Consider the following 19,727-nt stretch of genomic DNA (forward strand, 5'->3'; position numbering starts at 1 on the left):
GCGGATCGGGCTCAGTGGTGGTGATGCTCGTGCCCCTCGTGACCGTGGCCCGCGTGTCCCTCGTGACCGTGCCCGTGACCGCCCTTCGGCGGCGCGCAGTGCGCCGACGGCATCCGCGCCGCGTCGATCGACGGGTTGCGGTCGAAGAAGCCGAACGGCTTCAGCCAGAACGAGATGGTGTCGGCGGGCATGATCGGCCAGTCCTCCACGCGGGTGATGTGGTGGATGCCGAAGTTGTACCAGAGCACCACGTCCTCGTTCACGAGGCTCTCGTCGTCGGCGATCCACGAGCTCATGCCGTTGTGGCTGTCGTCCCGCGACTGGGTCGGGTAGTCGCCGGCGGGATAGAGCTCGCCGTCGTGGTGCCGGGTGACCCACACCGTCTTGCCGATCACGGGGTTGCGCTTGAGGATCGGCGAGGACTCGTCGAACATCGCCGGGAAGGATGCCGAGGGCACGAGCTTGTACGCCACCGGCGACCCGAACGCGTTGAGCCGGTTCGGGTTCTGCACCTTCCAGCCGCGCTGGCGCTCCCAGCTGAACGTCCGGCCGGCCTGCGACTCGCTCTCGATCACCGTCGCCTGCGTCACGAGATCGAGGCCCAGCGGGTTCGTCTCGCTGATCGGCGCCGGCATCGAGTCCGACTCGACGACGGTGTTCTCGTCGCCGTCGACGTCGAGGTCGAGCCGTGCGATGAGGAAGTGCTGGTGGAACGGGGCGTAGGTGCGCCGGTCGACCGTGGTGCCGGTGCGGCTCGAGTCGCCCTCGTTCTCCATCGGCGTGGTGACCATGATGCCCGTGGCCCGCACCTCGCACTCGATGTTGCCGTCCTGGTAGAAGCGCCAGTAGATGAGGTACTCGTAGTTCGCGACGGTGGCGTGCACCGACACCACGAACCGGCGCTGCCGGCGCACCTCGGCACCGACATCCGGGTCGACGTGCTTCCACAGGACCGCGTTGTCCTCCTCGTGCAGGCAGATCGCGTTCTTGATCGTCCACGGCTGGCCCGCCGTGTCGGGAAGCACCGCGTCGAGGTAGGTGATCTCGCCGAGGCAGTCGCAGCCGAGCTCGAGCGAGGTGCACATGTATCCGAGACCCCACTCGCCGATGTCGAAGGCCGTGCGGCGGTAGTGGTCGAAGCTGGAGTCGCGGTACGGCACGATCATCTCGGCGAACGACATCCGGTAGGCGATGTCGCGCTGTTCGCCGTCATCGTCGAACGACACCTGGTAGATGACCGGCCCCTCGCGCCAGTTGAAGCCGAGTCGGAACTGCCAGCGGTCCCAGGTGATCACCGTGCCGTCGACCGTGAACGAGACGCCCTCCGGCTGCACGATCTCGAGCGGCTTGATCGCCGTGCTCTCGGGGATGCCGGACACCTCCGGCACGTACTCGCCGCCCACCTCGGGGAAGCCGTAGTCGTGGTGATCCTCGATCTCGAGCACCTCGAGGGTGTTCATGTCCACGATGATCTTCAGCCCGCTGACCGGGTGCGCGTAGGGGTTGCCTCCCGGCACGGCGCGCATCCACAGGTCCACCCAGCCGAGCCGGCGGTCCCGCCACTTCTCCGGGATCACGGCGCCGCCGTAGGTCCAGACGTCGAACAGCACCGACTCCGGGTCGACGCCGCGCGCGGCGAGCGCCGCGCGCACCTGCTCGTTCGCCTTCATCGCGAGATCGCAGTCGTGGTACTCGTCGAGGGTGAAGTTGGGGGTGACCCCGGGCACGTGCGTGAACGAGACGACGGCGTCGTTCGTGAGGTCCACGACGGCCTCATGCACCTCGTTGGTCGCCTTCTTCCACAGCACGGAGAACGACCGGCGCACGATCGGATCGCCCTCCTGCCACGCCTTGACCTCGGTCTTCGGGGGCTCCTGCAGCACGATCGACGCATAGCGCCAGCCGGCGTCGATGCCGTGCTCGCGTGTGAGGATCTCGGCGGTGCGCGAGAACTCCTCGCCGGTGAGCGAGTCGAGAGGGTGAGCCGTCATTGCATCTCCTTCAGCATCGGCGGACCTCCTCGTCTCGCCGTGTGCCTACACTCTGTCAGAGAACCTTGCACCCGTGAACTGGAAACCCGAAGCCGATCGGTTTCCGGCGGGAGCCCTTCATAGGATGGGGCCATGTCCGACAAGCCGCAGTGGCTGATCCGAGAGGACGCGAGCGTACCTGTGCTCGTGGCCCTCGCCCTCCGCCAGTCGCTCGGCATCCGCGCCCCCGAGGACCTGCCGAGCCTGCGGGATCTGCCCGTGCGGGCCCCGGATGCCGTCGAGGCGTCGCCCGCGCTCGAGGAACAGTGGCGCGACTACTGGGACATGACGGTGGAGCCGCGCGCGCATCCGTCGGGAGTGCCCCTCGAGCTCGTCGACGGCTTCGACACCCTGGTCGCCCTGCCCGCCTCCGGCGCGGAGGAGCTCGCGACCGCGATCGTGCCGCATGCGGCAACCGCGCTGCGCTACGCGCGCACCGCGCACGACCGCTACGTCTCCTCCATGAAGAGCCACACCGGCGGCGACGCCTATCGCGCCTACGCCAGCGCGATCGCCGAGTTCGAGCGCGAGATCGGGCGCCGCGCGCACTCCTTCGAGCTGAACGTCCAGGTGCTGCCGTTCTCGCAGCGCGGCATCTGGTGGATCGGCGCGCTCACGGTCGCCGTCACCGACGGACTGCGGCGCGACGTGGTCGCCTTCGACGCGGCCGTGCGGCCGATCATCGCCGAGCTGGCGTGATCAGTCGCCCGTGCTGTCGTCGCCGATGACGGTCTCGCGGTCGACGCGCACGACGCGATCGTGGCGGCGCGCGATGCGCTCGAGGATGAGGCCGACGACGCCGCCGAGCGCCAGCCCGGCGGGCACCGTCCACAGCAGCAGGAAGCCGAACACCTGGCCGGCCGGGTAGACGACGTTCAGCACCTCGGACTTCTCGAAGCTGCCGGTCATGGTCAGGATGCCGGCCGCGATGATGCCGAGCACGACACCGATCCCCATGAGCACGCCGTAGCGCGGCACGTGGCGAACGGTCGCCTCGACCGTCTGGTGGGAATCGGTGGGAGCCATGCCTCCATTGTCCCACTCCCCGCTGTGGACGGGATCCGAACCTAGGGGCGCAGCGGCAGGACGTCGGCGAGATCGGCGCGAGTCCCGGAGGCGTGCACGCGACCGGATGCCGCAGCATCCGCCCAGCTCTCCGTGCCGGTGGCGACGGCCAGCCACGTGGCGGCATCCATCTCCACGACGTTCGGCGGGGTGCCGCGCGTGTGCCGCGGGCCCTGGATCACCTGCACCGCGCCGAACGGCGGCACCCGGACCTCGACGCTGTTGCCGGGCGCCTTCTCGTCCAGCAGCTGCAGCAGGTACCGCACGGCGGTGGCGAGCACGGGCCGCGCGGGCTTCTCGCCTGCGGCCTCTGCGGCGCGCACCGCGTCGAGGGCGGCGCGCCCGTCGGCGATGTCGATCTTCCTCGGAGGCATGGTTCCAGGGTAGGCGCGTGCCCGTCGCCAGCGGGCCGTACCGGGCGTAGGCTCGAGACGATGACCCCGGAGACCCAGACCCTGCGCGGCGCCCGCGCCGAGCTGCTCGCCGCCGCGCCGAAGAGCGCCGAGTGGGTCACGCGGTTCCTCCCGGTGACCGACACGGCGCATCCGGCGTCGGTGCTCGTGCTGTTCGGCCGTCTCGACGACGTGCCCGCCCGTGCCGACGAGACCACGGTCGCCGCCGACCTGGACGTGCTGCTCCAGCGCCGGGCGGCCACGCTGTCGTCTCATCCGGGGCAGGTGTCGTTCCCGGGCGGCCGGCGCGAGGAGCAGGACGCGGATGCCGTCGCCACGGCGCTCCGCGAGGCCCAGGAGGAGACCGGGCTCGATCCGTCCGGCGTCGAGGTGCTCGCCACCTTGTCGGAGCTGCCGATCGTCCCCAGCAACCACCTCGTCACCCCGGTGCTCGCCTGGTGGCGCAGCCCCTCGCCCGTCGCCGCGGTGGACCACGCCGAGACCGTCGAGGTGTTCCGGGTACCGGTGGCGCAGCTGCTCGATCCGAGCATCCGCTTCACCTCGACCATCACCCGGATGGGGCGTACCTGGAAAGGCCCGGCGTTCGACGTCGACGGCACCATCGTCTGGGGCTTCACCGCCATGATCCTCGACGCGCTGTTCGAGACGACCGGCTGGGCGCAGCCGTGGGACGCGTCGGTCGAGCGGCCCATCGAGGTCTGAACCGCGGTCGTCGCGGCCGGTTGATGCGGGCGCGACCTCCACAACTCCGGAGATCGGGGCCGTCGGCAGCGCGAACGGCGCGGATTCCGCCCGTTTCCGGCCGTTCCTGCGGAGTTCTGGCAGGGCGGCCCGCGCACAACTCCGCAGAAATCGGCGAGAACGCCTCCCGGTCGCCCCGGATCGGGCCTCTCCCCGCCGTTCTTGAGGAGTTATGAACGGAAACGGGGCGCACAAGGCTCGGTAGTCTGGACGGGTGAAGATCCTCGTCCTCGGTTCCGGTGCCCGTGAGCACGCGATCATCCTCGCTCTGCGAGCGGAGCAGACGGAGCACGAGATCTTCGTCGCCCCCGGCAACGCCGGGATCGCGCAGGACGCGACCCCCGTGCACGTCGACCCGCTCGACGGCGCAGCGGTGACCGCGTTCGCCAACGAGCACGCGATCGACCTCGTCGTCGTCGGCCCGGAGGCGCCGCTCGTCGCGGGCGTCGCCGACGTGCTCCGCAAGCACGGCGTCCCCGTGTTCGGCCCCGGCAAGGCGGCCGCGCAGCTCGAAGGGTCGAAGTCCTTCGCGAAGCGGGTCATGGATGCCGCCGGCGTGCCGACCGGCCGCGCGAAGCGCGCGGCGACCCTCGCGGAGGTCGAGGCCGCTTTCGACGAGCTCGACGCCCCGCACGTGGTCAAGGCCGACGGCCTCGCGGCAGGCAAGGGCGTCATCGTCACGTCCGACCGCGCCGAGGCGCTCGCGCACGCCGAGCACTACCTGCCCTCGGGCCCGGTGCTCGTGGAGGAGTTCCTCTCCGGTCCCGAGGTCTCCCTCTTCTTCCTCAGCGACGGCGACACCGTGCGCGCACTGAGCCCGGCGCAGGACTTCAAGCGCGCACTGAACGGCGACGAGGGCCCGAACACCGGCGGCATGGGCGCGTACTCGCCGCTGCCGTGGCTCGCGGAGCAGTTCGGCAGCGAGCAGGAGTTCGTCGACGAGGTCACCCGCGACATCGCCCTGCCCGTCATCCGCCAGCTGGACTCCGAGGGCACGCCGTTCATCGGCCTCCTCTACGCGGGCCTCATCCTCACGCCCGCCGGCGTGCGCGTGATCGAGTTCAACGCGCGCTTCGGCGACCCGGAGACGCAGATCGTCCTCCCCCGCCTGGTCACGCCGCTCTCGCAGCTGCTGTTCGCCGCGGCGTCCGGCACCCTCGAGGAGCAGCCGGCCCCCGTCTTCAGCGACGACGTCGCGATCACCGTCGTCCTCGCGAGCGAGGGCTACCCGGATGCTCCGCAGACCGGCCGCCCGATCGAGGGGCTCGAGGAGGCCGCAGCCGTCGAGGGCGTCCGCCTCGTGCACGCCGCCACCGCATCGCCGGACGCCCCTGAGGGATCCCTCATCGCCACCGGCGGACGCGTGCTGAACGTCGTGGCCGTGGCATCCGACTTCCGCACCGCCCGCGAGCGCGCCTACGAGGCCATCGGCCGCATCCGCCTGGACGGCTCGCACTACCGCACCGACATCGCCGCCCGCGTCGCGGAGTAGGCGCGGCCGGCGGACTCGGCGCGCTGACGGCATCCGGTCTCGCGTCCGGCATCCGCCGTCCGGCCTTGCCTTGCCCGGCATCCGCCGTTCGAGAAGTCGGACTCGACGCGCGACACGCCGTTCTCCCCTGGGCTCCCGCGGCGCGCCGCGAAGGATCTCCGACTTTCCACACACCCCCTTGACACCGCAAGCTTTCTTCAAGAAAGTTAACGGATGCCGCTCCGCTCCGACTGGTCGTCCGCGAGTTGTCCCATCGCCCGCTCCGCCGACGTGCTCGCCGACCCCTGGGTGCTCCTGATCCTGCGGGAGATGTTCTCCGGCCGCACCCGTTTCGACGACCTGCGCGCGGCGACCGGCGCCGCCGACTCGGTGCTGTCACGACGTCTGGCGGCGATGACAGACGCGGGACTCGTCGACCGAGAGGGAACGGCGAGGTCGGGATACCGGTTGACGGATGCCGGCCGCGAGACGCTGCCGATCCTGCACGCCTACGCGCGGTTCTCCCGGGTCACCGATCCCGACGGCCCGTGGGGGCTGACCGTCACCTGCGGTCGTTGCGGCGAGGTCGCGGCATCCGTCGACTGGTGCGCGCACTGCGCGAAGCCGCTGGATGCCGGCAGCACCCGCTGGGCGCGGCGGAGCATGGGCGGCGAGCCGTTCGCTCTCACCACGGGACGCACGTCGTGACCGCCGAATCGGTCGAGGAGCCCACCGGCATCCGCCGTCGCCTCCATCCTGCGTGGATCGTCGCCCTCATCGCGCTGATCGCGCTCATCGGCGCCGCCGGGTTCCGCGCGGCCCCGGGCGTCCTCATGGTGCCCCTGCAGGAGGAGTTCGGCTGGACCACCGCCGAGCTCTCGCTCGCGGTCACCGTGAACCTGCTGCTGTTCGGGCTCACCGCCCCGTTCGCGGCGGCGCTCATGCAGCGCTTCGGCATCCGCGCGGTCACCGTCACCGCGCTCCTCGTGATCGGAGCCGGTGCCGCGCTGAGCGTGCTCGTCGCCTCGCCGGCGCAGCTCATCCTCACCTGGGGCGTTCTCATCGGACTCGGCACCGGTTCGATGGCGCTGGTGTTCGCCGCGACCATCACCGACACGTGGTTCGCGACGCGACGCGGGCTGGTCTCCGGGGTGCTCACGGCGGGCAGCGCCACCGGGCAGCTCATCTTCCTGCCGATCATCGCCGCAGCCGCCGACGACCTCGGCTGGCGGACGGCGTCTCTCATCATCGCCGGCGGCGCGCTCGCGGTGGTCCCGCTGGTCTGGATCTTCCTGCGCAACCGCCCGAGCGACCTCGGCGTCGGGCGCTTCGGGGAGGAGCCGCCGGTGACGGCATCCGCTCCTCCGGCGCGCGGCAACGCCTGGGGAGCGGCGGTCCTCGCCCTCACCACCCTGCGCGATGCCGCCCGTACGAGGACGTTCTGGGCGCTGGCGATCGGCTTCGCGATCTGCGGCGCGACGACCAACGGTCTCATCGGCACGCACTTCATCCCCAGCGCCCACGACCACGGAATGCCGACCACGACGGCCGCGGGGCTCCTGGCCGTCGTCGGCGTGTTCGACATCGCCGGGACCGTGCTCTCCGGCTGGCTGACCGACCGGGTGAACCCGCGCATTCTGCTCGCGGCATATTATGCGCTGCGCGGCGTGAGCCTGCTGTTCCTGCCGACTCTGCTGTCGGCCGAGGTCCGGCCGAGCATCGTCGTGTTCATCGTGATCTACGGGCTCGACTGGGTGGCGACCGTACCGCCGACCATCGCCCTGTGCCGGGAGGTGTTCGGCACGCGCGGACCGCTCGTGTTCGGCTGGGTGTTCGCGGCGCATCAGGTCGGCGCCGGCATCGCCTCGGTGCTCGCCGGACTGGTCCGCGACCACACGGGCCAGTACACGATCGCCTGGTTCGCCGCAGCCGGACTCTGCGCGGTGGCCGCGGTGGTCAGCGCGAGCATCCACCGGCATCCGGCGACCGTCGCGGCGCCCTGACCAGCCGCGCCGGGGCGCCGACTGCACCCGAAGTCGCCGAGCGCACGTCCTCTCGACGCGAACTTCCCGTGCACTCGGCGAGTACACGGGAAGTCGACGGGAAGAGCGGATGCCGCGGCGTCAGAGCACCTTCGAGAGGAAGTCCTTCAGGCGCTCGTTCTTCGGGGCGCCGAACAGGTCGGCGGGCGGAGCGGCCTCGACGACCACGCCGCCGTCCATGAAGACCGTGCGGTCGGAGACCTCGCGGGCGAAGCCCATCTCGTGGGTCACCAGCACCATGGTCATGCCGCCATCGGCGAGATCGCGGATCACCTGCAGCACCTCGCCCACCATCTCCGGGTCGAGGGCGCTGGTCGCCTCATCGAAGAGCATGATCTCGGGGTCCATCGCCAGGGCGCGCGCGATCGCGACGCGCTGCTTCTGCCCGCCGGAGAGGGATGCCGGCTTCGCACCGGCCTTCTCCTTCAGCCCGACCCGGTCGAGCAGCGACAGCGCCCGCTCGCGAGCCTCTGCCTTCGACATGCGGCCGAGCTCGATCGGTGCGAGGGTGATGTTCTCCAGCACGGTCATGTGCGGGAACAGGTTGAAGTGCTGGAACACCATGCCGATGCGCTGGCGCACCTCGTCGAGTTTGACGCTCTTGTCGGTGAGGTCGACGCCGTCGATGACGACGTGGCCCGACGTGGGCTCCTCGAGCTTGTTGAGGCAGCGCAGGAGCGTGGACTTGCCGGATCCCGACGGGCCGATCACGGCGACGACCTCGCCGTCCTCCACGGTGAGGTCGATGCCCTTGAGGACCTCGTTGTGCCCGAACGACTTGTGCAGGTTCTGCACGGCGATCTTGCTCATGCGTTGAACTTCCTCTCCAGGCGGTTCGCGAGCAGCGTCAGCAGCGTGATCACGACGAAGTAGATGATGGCGACGATCGTCAGCACCTGCGCCGACAGGTACGTCGAGGCGATGATCTGGCGCGACTGGAAGGTCAGCTCGGCGAGGCCGATGACGCTGATCAGCGAGGTGTCCTTCAGGGTGATGATGCCCTGGTTCACGAACGACGGGATCATGATGCGGAACGCCTGCGGAAGGACGACCTTCTGCATGGTCTTCCAGTGGCCGAGGCCCAGCGATCGGGACGCCTCGTTCTGACCGGGGTCGACGGCCTGGATGCCGCCGCGGATGATCTCGGTCATGTAGGCGCCCGTGTTCAGCGAGAGGGTGATCGCGCCAGCGACGAACGGGTTGAACGTCAGCCCGGGGAACAGCTGCGGGATCGCGAAGAAGACGAAGAACGCCTGCACGAGGATCGGGGTGCCGCGGAAGACGAACACGTACGCGGTCGCGAGCCAGCGGAACAGGAAGAAGCCGGAGATCCGGCCGAACCCGAACACGATGCCGAGCACGAATGCCGCGACGAGGGCGACGATGGTCGCGAGGATCGTCAGCCAGAGGCCGTTCATGAGCGCCGGCCAGTACTTCACCGCCACCGAGAAGATGTCGGTCGGCTGGGCGGATGCCTCGCCGCTCAGGTAGCTGTCGACGATCTCGTCGTACTCGCCGGAGGCCTTGAGGTTCGCCAGGCCCTCGTTGAACATCTCGATGAGCTCGGGGTTCTGGCCCTTGTTCACCGCGAAGCCGTACTCGCCGCCGAGCTCGGGCTCCCCGACGAGACGGAAGCCGGAGCCCTGCTGGATGCCGTAGGCGAGCACCGGGAAGTCCTCGAAGTAGCCGACGGCCTGACCGGCCTTGACGGCATCCACCATGTCGGTGGTGTCCTGGTACGGCGTCACGACGAAGCCGTACTCGTCCTGGTTCTCCTCGGCGAAGGTCTGCCCCTGCGTGCCGGTCTTGACCGCGACGGTCTCGCCGTCGAGGTCGTCCAGGGACTGGATGTCGCTCGAGTCGAGGACGCCGAGCTGGATGCCGCTGGTGAAGTACGGGTCGCTGAAGTCGAAGGTCTTCTGGCGCTCCTCGGTGATCGACATGCCTGCCATGACCGCGTCGACCTGGTTGGCCTGCAGCGCCTGGACCGCGGCGTCGAAGCCGAGCTGGCGGATCTCGACCTCGAAGCCCTGGTCCTCCGCGATCGCGCGAAGCAGGTCCATGTCGATGCCGACGAGCTCGCCGTCGGAGTTCGTGAACTCGAAGGGCGCGAACGTGGTGTCCGTGCCGATGATGTAGGTCTCGCCCTCGGCGGACGCGACGGATGCTCCGCCGAGCAGCGCACCGGCGGCGACGAAGGCGGCGAGCGCCGCGGCGCCGGCAGCGCGGCCGAGCCGGCGCATGCGCACGATCGCAGGGAAGGGATTTCGGATCACGACGGATGCTCCTCGGATCGGATGGGGGACCGGATGGTCGTGTCGACCCTCCACCCTAACGGTCCGCGCAGATCGCCCCGGTTCCGCGCATCCCGGTATACCTGCGGTTTCGCGTAATGAACGCCCCTCGTCCGCGTCTCCCCCACGGAGGCGTTCACGCCCCGATCCCCTCGCACATCATCCAGGAGCGCACACATGTCCACACTGGCGATCCAGCACCACATCGCCGGCATCCTCGTCCCGTTCGGAGTGACCGGAGCGGTCATCGCCGTCGCCGGCGCGCTCCTCGCCGCTGTCGCATTCGCGATGCGAGGCGCGGAGTTCGGCGGCGTGGCCTCCGCCGTGTGGGTCTGCGGAGCGATCCTCAGCGCCGCTGCGGGGTACGCGGGCGACTGGGCACCCCTCATCGTCGCTCTCGCCCCCGCGCCGCTCGCCGCGGCCGCCTTCGGCATCCGTCGTGCCCTCGCGGCGCGGGTGCCACTGCCCACGCTGGTGCCGGTCGACACCGCGACCACGCCGCTCCCGGCCTGACACGGAGGAGACGGACAGCCCATGCACGCGCAGGCCGGCACCTACATACATGTGCGCGCCCTCGAGGCGTTCCGCGTCCGTGCGGGGCTGTCGCGGAGCGAAGTCCTGAGCCGCGCGGGCATGACCGACGAGTATCTGCTCGCGCGCCTGCGCCGCGAGGAGATGTTCACCCTCGAGGACACCCAGCGGCTCGCCGAGGCGCTCGGAACCACCGCGCAGGAGCTCGCCACCAAGACGAAGCTGTTCCTCGCGGCGGACAGGATCCACGCGGATTGCGCCGCGCCGGCATCCGGACGCGGCGAACGTCGGGCCGGCTGAGCGGCGCCGTCAGGCCGCCGCGGGGGTCTCGATCCAGTAGCGGCGCAGCATCGCGTGGCCGCGCTCGCTCTGATCGCTGACGTCCTGCAGCACGCCTCCGGCGCCCTCGATCGTCCTGGCCGAGGCGACGTTCTCGTCGTCGCAGGTGACCAGCACCCGGTCGAGGCCGATCTCGCGGGCGCGCGCGAGGGCGAGCCGGAGCGCCGCCGAGGCATGGCCCTGACGGCGGCGCGACGGACGCACCGCGTAGCCGATGTGCCCGCCGGCCTCGCGGAGCCACTCGTTCAGCTCGTGACGGAACGAGAGGAAGCCGAGGAGCTCCCCGTCGTCGACGATCCAGTAGAGGTCGTTGTGCACGGAGCCCTCCGGCAGGGCGGCCGAGGTGTCCGCAAGCAGCTCCGCCTTCTCGATGAGGGCGTCGAGCGTGGACCGATCAGGGGTCACCGGCGCCTGCATCCCGGACCCGTCGATGTGCACCCCGCCGAACTCGGCGACGGCCTCCGCCCAGCTGTCGAAGAGGTCGGTCGTCGGGCGGATGAGGGCGATCGTCATCACCTGAGCACACCACACCGTCGCCCGGCGCGCAAAACGCGGTCTGCACCCGCGGCCTGATGCGTGCATGCGTTCTCGCGTGCGTGGTCAGGAGAGCATCCGCGCAGCGCCGGCGCGATGCGCCTTCGACCTCGCGCGGTGGCGGGAGCCCACTTCTGACCGCGCACCGGACCGGCGACGAGGCTCGCGGCTCCGAGGCAGGTGGCTCCGAGGCTGGCGCCCCGCGAGGCGCCCGCGTCAGCGGGCGGCGGATGCCGGGCGGCGGAGGAACAGCACGGCGACCACGCCGAGCAGGATGAAGCCGGCCGGCAGCAGCATGGTCTGCGCCATCGCATCGGAGAACGGGCCGGCGACGGCATCCGGGAGCCTGCCCTCACCGAAGCTCCCGGCCGGGTCGGCAGCCGCCGGAAGGTGGGCCTCGATGCGGTTCTGCATGAACGCGGCGATGGCGGCCGAACCGAGCACAGAGCCGATCGTGCGGGTGGTGTTGTAGATGCCCGCACCCGCACCCGCCTGCCGCGGCGGCAGGTTGCGGGTGGCCGTGGTGGCGAGCGGACCCCACATTCCGGCATTGCCGACCCCGAGGATCGCCGAGGGGATGAGCATCCACATCGTGTCGGTGCCGGTGTTCATCATCATGGCGAAGAGGAACAGCGAGGTCGCGACGAGGATCAGACCGGGCACGAGCAGCACTCGCGGGTCGGCCCGGTCGAGGACCTTGCCGGCGATCGGCGAGAGCACGCCGGCGGCGACGGCCATCGGGATGAGCAGCAGGGCCGACTCGGTCGGGCTGAGGCCTCGAGCGGTCTGCAGGAAGAACATCAGCGGCAGCGACTGCGCCGTCACGGTGAAGCCCACGGTCGCGATCGCGACGTTCGACCAGGAGAAGTTGCGGTCGCGGAACAGCTCCATCGGCACCAGCGGCTCGTTCTTCGTGCGCGCCTGGTACCAGAGGAACAGAGCGAGCACGACGGCGCCGGTGACGATGAGACTCCACACCGAGATCGGGCCCCAGATGACGCCCCAGTCGTAGGTCTCCCCCTCCTGCAGGCCGAAGACGATGAGGAACAGCGCGATGGCGCTGAGGAAGACGCCGGGGATGTCGAAGCGGTGCGGGTGGGTCTCCAGCTTCGGCACCAGCATCCAGGCGAGGACGAACCCGACGACGCCGATCGGCACGTTGATGAAGAAGATCCACTCCCAGCCGGCGCCGTCGACGAGGAAGCCGCCGGCCAGAGGGCCGACGAGCATCGCGACGCCCGAGGTGCCGCCCCAGAGGCCCATGGCGGCACCTCGGCGCTCGGGCGGGAACGTGCGGGTGATCACGGCCATGGTCTGCGGGGTCATGCAGGCGGCGCCGAGTCCCTGCACCGCACGGGCGACGATGAGACCTTCGAGGGTCGTCGACAGGCCGCACCACAGCGAGGCGAGCGTGAAGATCGCGAGGCCGATCAGATAGATGTTCTTCGGGCCGAACCGGTCGCCGAGGCGTCCGGTGATGAGCAGCGGCACCGCGTAGGCGAGAAGGTAGGCGCTGGTGACCCACACGACGTTGTCGAGGTTGTTCGTCTCGGGGTCGAGGGCCGTCTTGATCGCAGGGTTCGCCACGGAGACGATCGTCGTGTCCACCAGGATCATGAAGAACCCGATGACGAGAGCCCAGAGGGCGGGCCACGGACTCGTCGGGCGCAGGAAGGAGCCGGTGTCGCTGCTGACGGGGGAGGTCACGGCGCCACGCTACACCTCGGGTCCGACGCCGGATGCCGTCAGGGCGCGGGACGGATGCCGTCAGGCCAGCGCCGCCGCGAGCTGAGCCGCGGTGAGGGGGCGGTCGGCGTAGACGAGGCGCATCACGTCGGGGTCGGGGTTGCCTGCGTCGGGAGCCCGATGGACGAGCTCGAGTCCCAGCTTCTCGGCGACGTGAGCGGAGGCGCGGTTGTGCTCGACGAGGAAGGCGATCAGCGGGCGCTCCGGTGCGATCGCCCGTGCCCGCGCCACGGCGGCCTCCGCGAGCTCGGTCGCGTAGCCCTTCCCGTGGTGGTCGGCGGCGATCCGGTAGCCGATGTTCCACACCTCGCCGCCCAGCAGGGTGCAGCCGCCGTTGCCGATCATCTCGCCGGTGCCGCGGAGGCGGGCGACCCATGATCCGAGGCCCGCTGCGTTCCAGCTGCGCTCCCAGCGCCCCATCATCTGCAGGGTCGGCGTCGTGTCGATGTGCCGCAGGCTCGGGAAGTGCGTCCAGACCCGCGGATCGTTCTGGATCGCGAACACCTCGTCGAGGTCGGCCGGCACCGGCCGGGACAGTCGCAGCCGATCGGTGAAGGTGTCCGCCGTCATGCCACCAGGCTATGCGGCGCCGCGGACACCGCGGCTCTCGCGGGCCGGGGCGGCCTGGTGGGGCGGGCGGCCCCCGGTAGGGTCGGAGGCACGGACCCGGGGGAGTCGTCGTGACGAGGATGAGGAGCGGACGCCGCGTGCGCCGCACAGTTGCCGCAGCCATACTGACCTGCGGCGTCGGCGTGATGGCCCTCACCGGATGCGGCCCCGTGAACGCCGGCAGCGCGGCGGCGGACGACATCGAGGCGCAGTTCTCGGAAGCCGATGGCGTCGCGTCCGTCGAGGCGAGCGGATCCAACGACCTGCCCTTCGTCGGCAGCGTCGAGGCCACTGTGACCGCGGAACCCGGGCTTTCCGCGGACCGGATCGACGCGATCGCCGAGGATCTCGCCGGCCACATGTCGGCGAGAGACGGCATCGGCTGGTCCGTCACGCTCGTCGCGGATGCCCTCACCGTCGGCATGACCATCGACGATGCTGAGCGCGCACTGCGCCTGGACATCGCGCGGGAGCTCGCGGAGCATCCGCACGCCGAATCGGTACGGGTGGCCGTCGCGTACGAGGATCCCGTCGTCCTGGTCGAGGTCGATGCCCCGGAAACCCTGTCGGAGGCATACGCCCTGGCCAGGGCCGCCGTCGACCAGATGGACGTCGACGGCTACGACACGAACGCGGGCGCTGTCAGCGGCGAGTTCACGATCGACGACGAATCGCGGGACGGTGAGGAGACAGCGATCCAGGTGCCGCTGCGCATCTTCGATGCCGTTCTCGCACGTTTCCCACTCACGTCGGCGACAGTCACCCCCGAGGAACTGGAGCTTCGTGCGGCGAGCGAGGAGGACGTCCCTCAGCTCGAGGCGCTGGTCACCACGATGCCCGTCCCCGAGGAACTCGAGATCGAGATCCAGGGCGGCAGGACGACGCTCGCTCCCGATGCGAGCGCCGCCGCAGATGCCGTCGCCGCAGCACTGCGCGAAGTGAAGGAGGTGTCGGAGATCAGCGCCTCGGGCGACTTCGTGAACATCGTCGTCGACTCGATCGACGACGCCTCCACCGTCCTCGCCGCGATCGAGAAGTCCCCCGACTTCCTCTCGCTCGGCGGGTTCGGCGTGCGCGATCCCTCACTGTCGTTCCGCGTGTTCGACCGGCCCGCCGAACTCGCCGCGACGCTCGCGATCGCCGAAGCGGCATCCGTTCTCCCCTCGCTCACATCGGTCGATGCATCGAGGTACGACGAGAGGCCCGCGCCTTCCCTCCAGCTCCGGTTCGACGGCGCGACCGAGGAGATGCTGGCAGCGTTCGCGACGACGATGAAGCCGGCACTCGTCGCCGGCGGCTGGGACGTGTGGCTCAACGCCGACGGCTTCGTCGAGTCTTTCCGCGCGGAGGATCGGATCACCCTCGAGGAGCCCGTGACCGGGGACCGGGAGCAGGACGAGCAGCGGTTCGCGGACACCCTCGTCCGCACGTGGAACGACGCCGCGACATCATGAACAGGCGCCGCGACATAATGAACTGGTGAGCGAAGCACTGAGCATCCCCGGCTGGCGGCACGTCTACTCCGGCAAGGTCCGCGACCTGTACGCGTCGGAGGATGCCGAGGACACGCGCATCCTCGTCGTCGCCTCGGACCGGGTGAGCGCCTTCGACTTCGTGCTGTCCCCCGGCATCACCGACAAGGGCGCCCTGCTCACCCGCCTCAGCCGCTGGTGGTTCGCGCAGCTCTCCGATGTGCCCAATCACCTGGCTGAGGGCGAGATCCCCGAGGTCGTCGCGGACCGCGCGATGCTCGCGCAGTCCCTGGACATGCTGTCGATCGAGTGCGTCGTGCGCGGCTACATCACCGGCTCCGGCTGGGTCGAGTACCAGGAGAACGGCACCGTGTGCGGCATCCCGCTGCCCGAGGGCCTGCAGAACGGGGACCGTCTGCCCGAGCCGCTGTTCACGCCTGCGTACAAGGCGCCGCTGGGCGAGCACGACGAGAACATCACCTTCGACCGCGTCATGGAGCTCGTCGGCGCCGACCGCGCCTTCCAGCTCCGTGACGTCTCCCTCACCGTCTACCGTCGTGCCGCGGCGATCGCCGAGGACAAGGGCCTCATCCTCGCGGACACGAAGTTCGAGTTCGGTACGGATGCCGAGGGCACCCTGCGCCTTGCCGACGAGGTGCTCACCAGCGACTCCTCGCGTTACTGGGACGCCGAGGCCTGGGCGACCGGCGACACCCCGAGCGAGCGCATGGCGAGCTTCGACAAGCAGATCGTCCGCGACTGGCTCGCCGCGAACTGGGACAGGGAAGGCGAGCCGCCGACGCTCCCCGCCGATGTGGTCGACCGCACCACCGCCCGGTACCGCGAACTCATCGAGCGCCTCGGAGCCTGAGCTCCCGCGGGCCGGTGCTCCGGCCCGCGACTGCGCGGGTCTCTCGTTGGGGCTTCTTACGGGTTTCGTGTGTGGTCGCTGCGCGATGGATGCCGTGGGGAAGACATGCCCTCGCTCGCCTTCGGCGTGCTCCCGCCAGACCCGGTGCCAGCTTCCCCACGACATCCATCGCTCCGCTCGGAACCCCGGTCGTTACAGCCGGTCGTTGAGCGAGCGGAGCGAGTCGAAACGCACCTTCCGGCGCACGACACGCGGGCAGGTTCAAGTTCGCAGGGGTGTTCGTCGTCCTGGCGGTACGGGGATCGACAGACTCGGCGTGCGCCATCGCTGCTCCCGATCCCACCACTCCGGTCCCCGGATCTGCGGGACCCCGCCGTTCATCCGGATCTCCCACCCCGAATGATCCAGCGACCGGTGATGCCACCAACACAACGGCACCCCGTTATCGGTATGCGTCGGACCACCCTTCGCATGCTCGGTCACGTGATGGATTTCACACCACGCGGCGGGGACGTGACAGCCGGGGATGAGGCACTCCTGGTCGCGGGCGATGATCGCCCGCCGCTGATGCACCGTGAACACCCGATCGGTGGTCGTGATCCCGACGATCCGGCCCTCGTCGAACAGCACCCGCTGAACCGCACCCGTGCACGCGGTATGCGTGGCGACGGTGAGTGAGACGGGGGTTTCGGCGCCGGGGATCGTGGCCCAGCCCGTCCCGGTGGCGAGGTCCTTCGCATCCACGTGCACGACCAGGGTCGGGGCGGCACCGCCCAGGGTGGGCATCTCTTCGTGGCGGGCGGCGATGCCCAGCGCGGCGGCGAGAGCGTCGTGGCGCTTCTGCCCGGGGGTGCGGGAATCGATCAGGTTCCGCGGATCGATAGTGAACCGATCCTCCCCCTCACCATCGCCTTCGCGTTCGCCATCGCTGCCGTCACCAAAGTCGGCTCCGTTCTCACCATCAGCGGGTTGGAACCGCACCCCAGGAGCAGGGGCACCCCCGACCTTGGGGTTGTTGTACGCGTCAGCGATCAGCTGCCACGCCGCAGCGACCTCCGGGGTCAGGTTTCCGCGCACCGGATGCACCCCATTGCGCAACCGGCCCACCGTGAAGAAGCGGCGCGACTGCGCCTCCAAATCCGACGGCTCCGCCCCATCCGGATCCAACCCCACCGCGAGAGCACTCGCGAACATCTTCAAGTCCTCCGCCGACGCCCGCGGACCGTGGGAGGTGCCGTCGCTCTCCGCGGTGCCTTCCGGGCTCATCCCCGCTACGTCGGCATCTGCACCCGCGTCGGCGTCCGCGCCGGTGTCGGGGAGGTTCTCGCCGCGCGCGAAAGCAGCGAGGTTGGCATCCGCCCACAGTCGCTCCTCGAGCGTGATGCGATCCCGCGCCGCATCCAACGGCCCCACCGCCGCCAGCAGACCGGCCACGCCGACGGCACCGCCCAGGAGCGCTTCCCGCATCGCCGGCCAGCGAGCCGGCATCCGCTCCCCCGACACCAGACTCACCTCCCGAGCCACCGCGTCGGCAGCACGGATGATCCTCCCCGCCGTCGGCGCATCGACCAGGGTGGCTCGGCGGAGGAGCTCGTTCATGCCGCGGCATCCGAAACGGTGACCGAACTCCACATCCGCCGTCGCCACCACCTCCACCGTCGCCGCATCGGTCAACCTCGACACCTCACCGAGACCCACCAGAAGCGCCGCGCGGTCGGCATCCGACAGCCCCGCGACCGTGTCGCCGGACAGCAGCTCGCGCAGGCCGGAAACGACCTGAGCGACGGTGTCTGCGGGGCTGTTCATACCTCAATTCTGCCGAGGGCCACCGACATTGAGAGGCTGGTTTCCCCCAGATCGGAGAAACTTTTCGACCGTATCTCAAGTCGTGTTCGGAAAGGGCGTTTCGACTCGCTCCGCTCGCTCAACGACCGCGAGGCCAACCCCTCCGACGGGGCGTTTCGACTCGCTCCGCTCGCTCAACGACCGCGGGGCGAACCCCTCGGAAGGCGCGTTTCGACTCGCTCCGCTCGCTCAACGACCGGGGGCAGGACACAGGCGTTTCGACTCGCTCGCTCAACGACCACGGGACTGCGCCCCTCCGCCCACTCGACGACCGGTTCGGAACCCTCGCCCGACGATCGAGAGGAGGGCCCAAAGCCCCCGTCCATCCAGGGAACACTCAGGAATCGGTAGTGTGGCGGGAGTCATCCCCCGACCCTGAGGAGCCCGCATGCCGCTGTGGAACCTGCACGGAGACGGACGGACCGTCGAACCCGGCGCCGTCGTCCGCCCCGAAGAACGACTCTCCTGGCCCGCCACCATCGCGATCGGCCTGCAGCACGTCGTCGCGATGTTCGGCGCCACCTTCCTGGTGCCGATCCTCACCGGCTTCCCGGTGCCGACCACGCTGCTGTTCAGCGGCGTGGGCACGATCCTGTTCCTGCTCATCACGAAGAACAAGCTGCCCAGCTACCTCGGCTCCTCGTTCGCGTTCATCGCTCCGGTCACCGCCGCCACCGCGACGACCCATATGGGCACAGCCCTCGCGGGCATCGTGTCCGTCGGCATCCTGCTCGCCCTGATCGGCGTGGTCGTGCACACGGTCGGCGTGAGGTGGGTCGACCGCTTCCTGCCTCCGGTCCTCGCCGGCACGATCGTCGCGCTGATCGGTTTCAACCTCGCCGGGGCCGCGCATTTCAACTACGCCCAGGCACCGGTCACCGCGACGTTCACGCTCGCAGTGACGATCCTGTTCGCCGTGGTGTTCCGCGGATTCCTCGGCCGCATCTCGATCTTCCTCGGCGTGATCGCCGGCTACATCTTCGCCGGCATCCGCGGTGAGCTGAACTTCGAATCCGTCGACAAGGCCGACTGGGTGGGCCTGCCGACGTTCCAGCTCCCGAACTTCACCGAACCGGGGACGCTCACCGCCCTGGCGATGTTCCTGCCCGTCGTGCTCGTGCTGATCGCCGAGAACGTCGGCCACGTGCGCGGCGTCGCGACCATGACCGAGGACCCGACGATCAACGAGCAGACCGGCAAGGCCCTCATCGCCGACGGCGTCTCGACCACCCTCGCCGGCTTCTTCGGAGGCTCCGGCACCACCACCTATGGCGAGAACATCGGGGTCATGGCGGCGACCCGGGTGTACTCGACCGCCGCCTACTGGGTCGCCGGCATCGCGGCGATCCTGCTCAGCCTCTCGCCGAAGTTCGGCGCGATCATCAACTCGGTGCCCGCGGGGGTGCTGGGCGGCGTGACCACCGCACTGTACGGCCTCATCGGCATCATCGGCGTGAAGATCTGGGTCGACAACCGGGTCGACTTCTCCCGCCCGGTGAACCAGTACACGGCGGCGGTCGCGCTGATCATGGCAGTCGGCGGCTTCGCCATCAAGGACGAGGCGTCCGGCTTCGAGCTCGGCGGCATCGTGATCGCCACGGTCGCCGCGATCCTCATCTACCACCTGGGCAACCTCATCGCACGGGTGCGCAGGAGCGGAGCGGACGACCCGAAGCCCCTTCAGGCGGTCGGCCCGCTCGGCGGCGACCCCGCCTGAGATCACT

Annotated in this window: 19 protein-coding genes; 10 read left to right on the plus strand and 9 right to left on the minus strand. The window is 69.9% G+C overall.

What is annotated here, in order from left to right; genetic code table 11:
- Positions 1-11 precede the first annotated feature (11 nt).
- Complete coding sequence (locus tag G6G98_RS11790; RefSeq protein WP_164234206.1) at positions 12-1,991, minus strand: primary-amine oxidase; 1,980 nt, start codon at positions 1,989-1,991, stop codon at positions 12-14.
- 132 nt (positions 1,992-2,123) lie between these two features.
- On the opposite strand from G6G98_RS11790, the gene G6G98_RS11795 reads away from it, so the two are divergent.
- Positions 2,124-2,729, plus strand: a complete 606-nt coding sequence (locus G6G98_RS11795) for a zinc-binding alcohol dehydrogenase (protein WP_067356140.1) — start codon at positions 2,124-2,126, stop codon at positions 2,727-2,729.
- Here G6G98_RS11795 and G6G98_RS11800 read toward each other — a convergent pair whose 3' ends face one another.
- Together G6G98_RS11800 and G6G98_RS11805 are read right to left on the minus strand one after the other, a co-directional pair.
- Positions 2,730-3,056, minus strand: coding sequence for a potassium transporter Trk (locus G6G98_RS11800; RefSeq protein ID WP_164234205.1), 327 nt, complete (start codon positions 3,054-3,056; stop codon positions 2,730-2,732).
- Between the two features lie 41 nt (positions 3,057-3,097).
- Positions 3,098-3,469, minus strand: a complete 372-nt coding sequence (locus G6G98_RS11805) for a sterol carrier family protein (protein ID WP_164234204.1) — start codon at positions 3,467-3,469, stop codon at positions 3,098-3,100.
- 60 nt (positions 3,470-3,529) lie between these two features.
- Here G6G98_RS11805 and G6G98_RS11810 point away from each other — a divergent pair, with 60 nt between their 5' ends.
- From G6G98_RS11810 to G6G98_RS11825, 4 genes are all read left to right on the plus strand, one after another.
- Positions 3,530-4,210, plus strand: a complete 681-nt coding sequence (locus G6G98_RS11810; protein ID WP_067356147.1) for an NUDIX hydrolase — start codon at positions 3,530-3,532, stop codon at positions 4,208-4,210.
- Positions 4,211-4,463: 253 nt separating this feature from the next.
- The gene (gene purD / locus G6G98_RS11815) at positions 4,464-5,741 is read left to right on the plus strand and encodes a phosphoribosylamine--glycine ligase (RefSeq protein ID WP_164234203.1); all 1,278 of its coding nucleotides are present in this window, start codon (positions 4,464-4,466) and stop codon (positions 5,739-5,741) included.
- 213 nt (positions 5,742-5,954) lie between these two features.
- Entirely contained in the window at positions 5,955-6,428 is a 474-nt protein-coding gene (locus tag G6G98_RS11820) for a winged helix-turn-helix transcriptional regulator (RefSeq protein WP_164234202.1), read from the plus strand.
- Positions 6,425-7,723, plus strand: a complete 1,299-nt coding sequence (locus G6G98_RS11825; protein WP_164234201.1) for an MFS transporter — start codon at positions 6,425-6,427, stop codon at positions 7,721-7,723. The genes G6G98_RS11820 and G6G98_RS11825 overlap by 4 nt, the downstream gene beginning before the upstream one ends.
- A 120-nt stretch (positions 7,724-7,843) precedes the next feature.
- Here G6G98_RS11825 and G6G98_RS11830 read toward each other — a convergent pair whose 3' ends face one another.
- Both G6G98_RS11830 and G6G98_RS11835 read right to left on the minus strand, forming a co-directional pair.
- Entirely contained in the window at positions 7,844-8,572 is a 729-nt protein-coding gene (locus G6G98_RS11830) for an amino acid ABC transporter ATP-binding protein (RefSeq protein WP_067356160.1), read from the minus strand.
- Positions 8,569-10,038, minus strand: coding sequence for an amino acid ABC transporter substrate-binding protein/permease (locus G6G98_RS11835; protein WP_084788429.1), 1,470 nt, complete (start codon positions 10,036-10,038; stop codon positions 8,569-8,571). The genes G6G98_RS11830 and G6G98_RS11835 overlap by 4 nt, the downstream gene beginning before the upstream one ends.
- A gap of 195 nt (positions 10,039-10,233) precedes the next feature.
- On the opposite strand from G6G98_RS11835, the gene G6G98_RS11840 reads away from it, so the two are divergent.
- Entirely contained in the window at positions 10,234-10,569 is a 336-nt protein-coding gene (locus G6G98_RS11840) for a hypothetical protein (RefSeq protein ID WP_067356163.1), read from the plus strand.
- A 21-nt stretch (positions 10,570-10,590) separates the two neighbouring features.
- A complete protein-coding gene (locus G6G98_RS11845) occupies positions 10,591-10,887 on the plus strand; it encodes a helix-turn-helix domain-containing protein (RefSeq protein ID WP_067356166.1) in 297 nt (98 codons plus the stop codon).
- Between the two features lie 9 nt (positions 10,888-10,896).
- Here the strand turns inward: G6G98_RS11845 and G6G98_RS11850 are convergent, their stop codons facing one another.
- From G6G98_RS11850 to G6G98_RS11860, 3 genes are all read right to left on the minus strand, one after another.
- Positions 10,897-11,439 carry a GNAT family N-acetyltransferase gene (locus G6G98_RS11850; protein WP_067356168.1) on the minus strand — a complete coding sequence of 181 codons (543 nt, stop codon included), beginning with the start codon at positions 11,437-11,439 and terminating at the stop codon, positions 10,897-10,899.
- 237 nt (positions 11,440-11,676) lie between these two features.
- Positions 11,677-13,077, minus strand: a complete 1,401-nt coding sequence (locus G6G98_RS11855) for a DHA2 family efflux MFS transporter permease subunit (protein WP_243842131.1) — start codon at positions 13,075-13,077, stop codon at positions 11,677-11,679.
- A gap of 150 nt (positions 13,078-13,227) precedes the next feature.
- Positions 13,228-13,776, minus strand: a complete 549-nt coding sequence (locus G6G98_RS11860; protein ID WP_067356173.1) for a GNAT family N-acetyltransferase — start codon at positions 13,774-13,776, stop codon at positions 13,228-13,230.
- A 137-nt stretch (positions 13,777-13,913) separates the two neighbouring features.
- Here G6G98_RS11860 and G6G98_RS11865 point away from each other — a divergent pair, with 137 nt between their 5' ends.
- Both G6G98_RS11865 and G6G98_RS11870 read left to right on the plus strand, forming a co-directional pair.
- Positions 13,914-15,269, plus strand: a complete 1,356-nt coding sequence (locus G6G98_RS11865; RefSeq protein ID WP_164234200.1) for a hypothetical protein — start codon at positions 13,914-13,916, stop codon at positions 15,267-15,269.
- A gap of 25 nt (positions 15,270-15,294) precedes the next feature.
- Positions 15,295-16,158, plus strand: coding sequence for a phosphoribosylaminoimidazolesuccinocarboxamide synthase (locus G6G98_RS11870; protein ID WP_432207073.1), 864 nt, complete (start codon positions 15,295-15,297; stop codon positions 16,156-16,158).
- Between the two features lie 261 nt (positions 16,159-16,419).
- Here the strand turns inward: G6G98_RS11870 and G6G98_RS11875 are convergent, their stop codons facing one another.
- Positions 16,420-17,964: an HNH endonuclease signature motif containing protein gene (locus G6G98_RS11875; RefSeq protein WP_164234199.1), complete on the minus strand. Its 1,545-nt coding sequence runs from the start codon at positions 17,962-17,964 to the stop codon at positions 16,420-16,422.
- A 427-nt stretch (positions 17,965-18,391) separates the two neighbouring features.
- On the opposite strand from G6G98_RS11875, the gene G6G98_RS11880 reads away from it, so the two are divergent.
- Positions 18,392-19,720 carry a uracil-xanthine permease family protein gene (locus G6G98_RS11880; RefSeq protein WP_067356184.1) on the plus strand — a complete coding sequence of 443 codons (1,329 nt, stop codon included), beginning with the start codon at positions 18,392-18,394 and terminating at the stop codon, positions 19,718-19,720.
- Positions 19,721-19,727 lie beyond the last annotated feature (7 nt).

The organism is Microbacterium hydrocarbonoxydans (assembly GCF_011752045.1).
GTDB lineage: Bacteria > Actinomycetota > Actinomycetes > Actinomycetales > Microbacteriaceae > Microbacterium.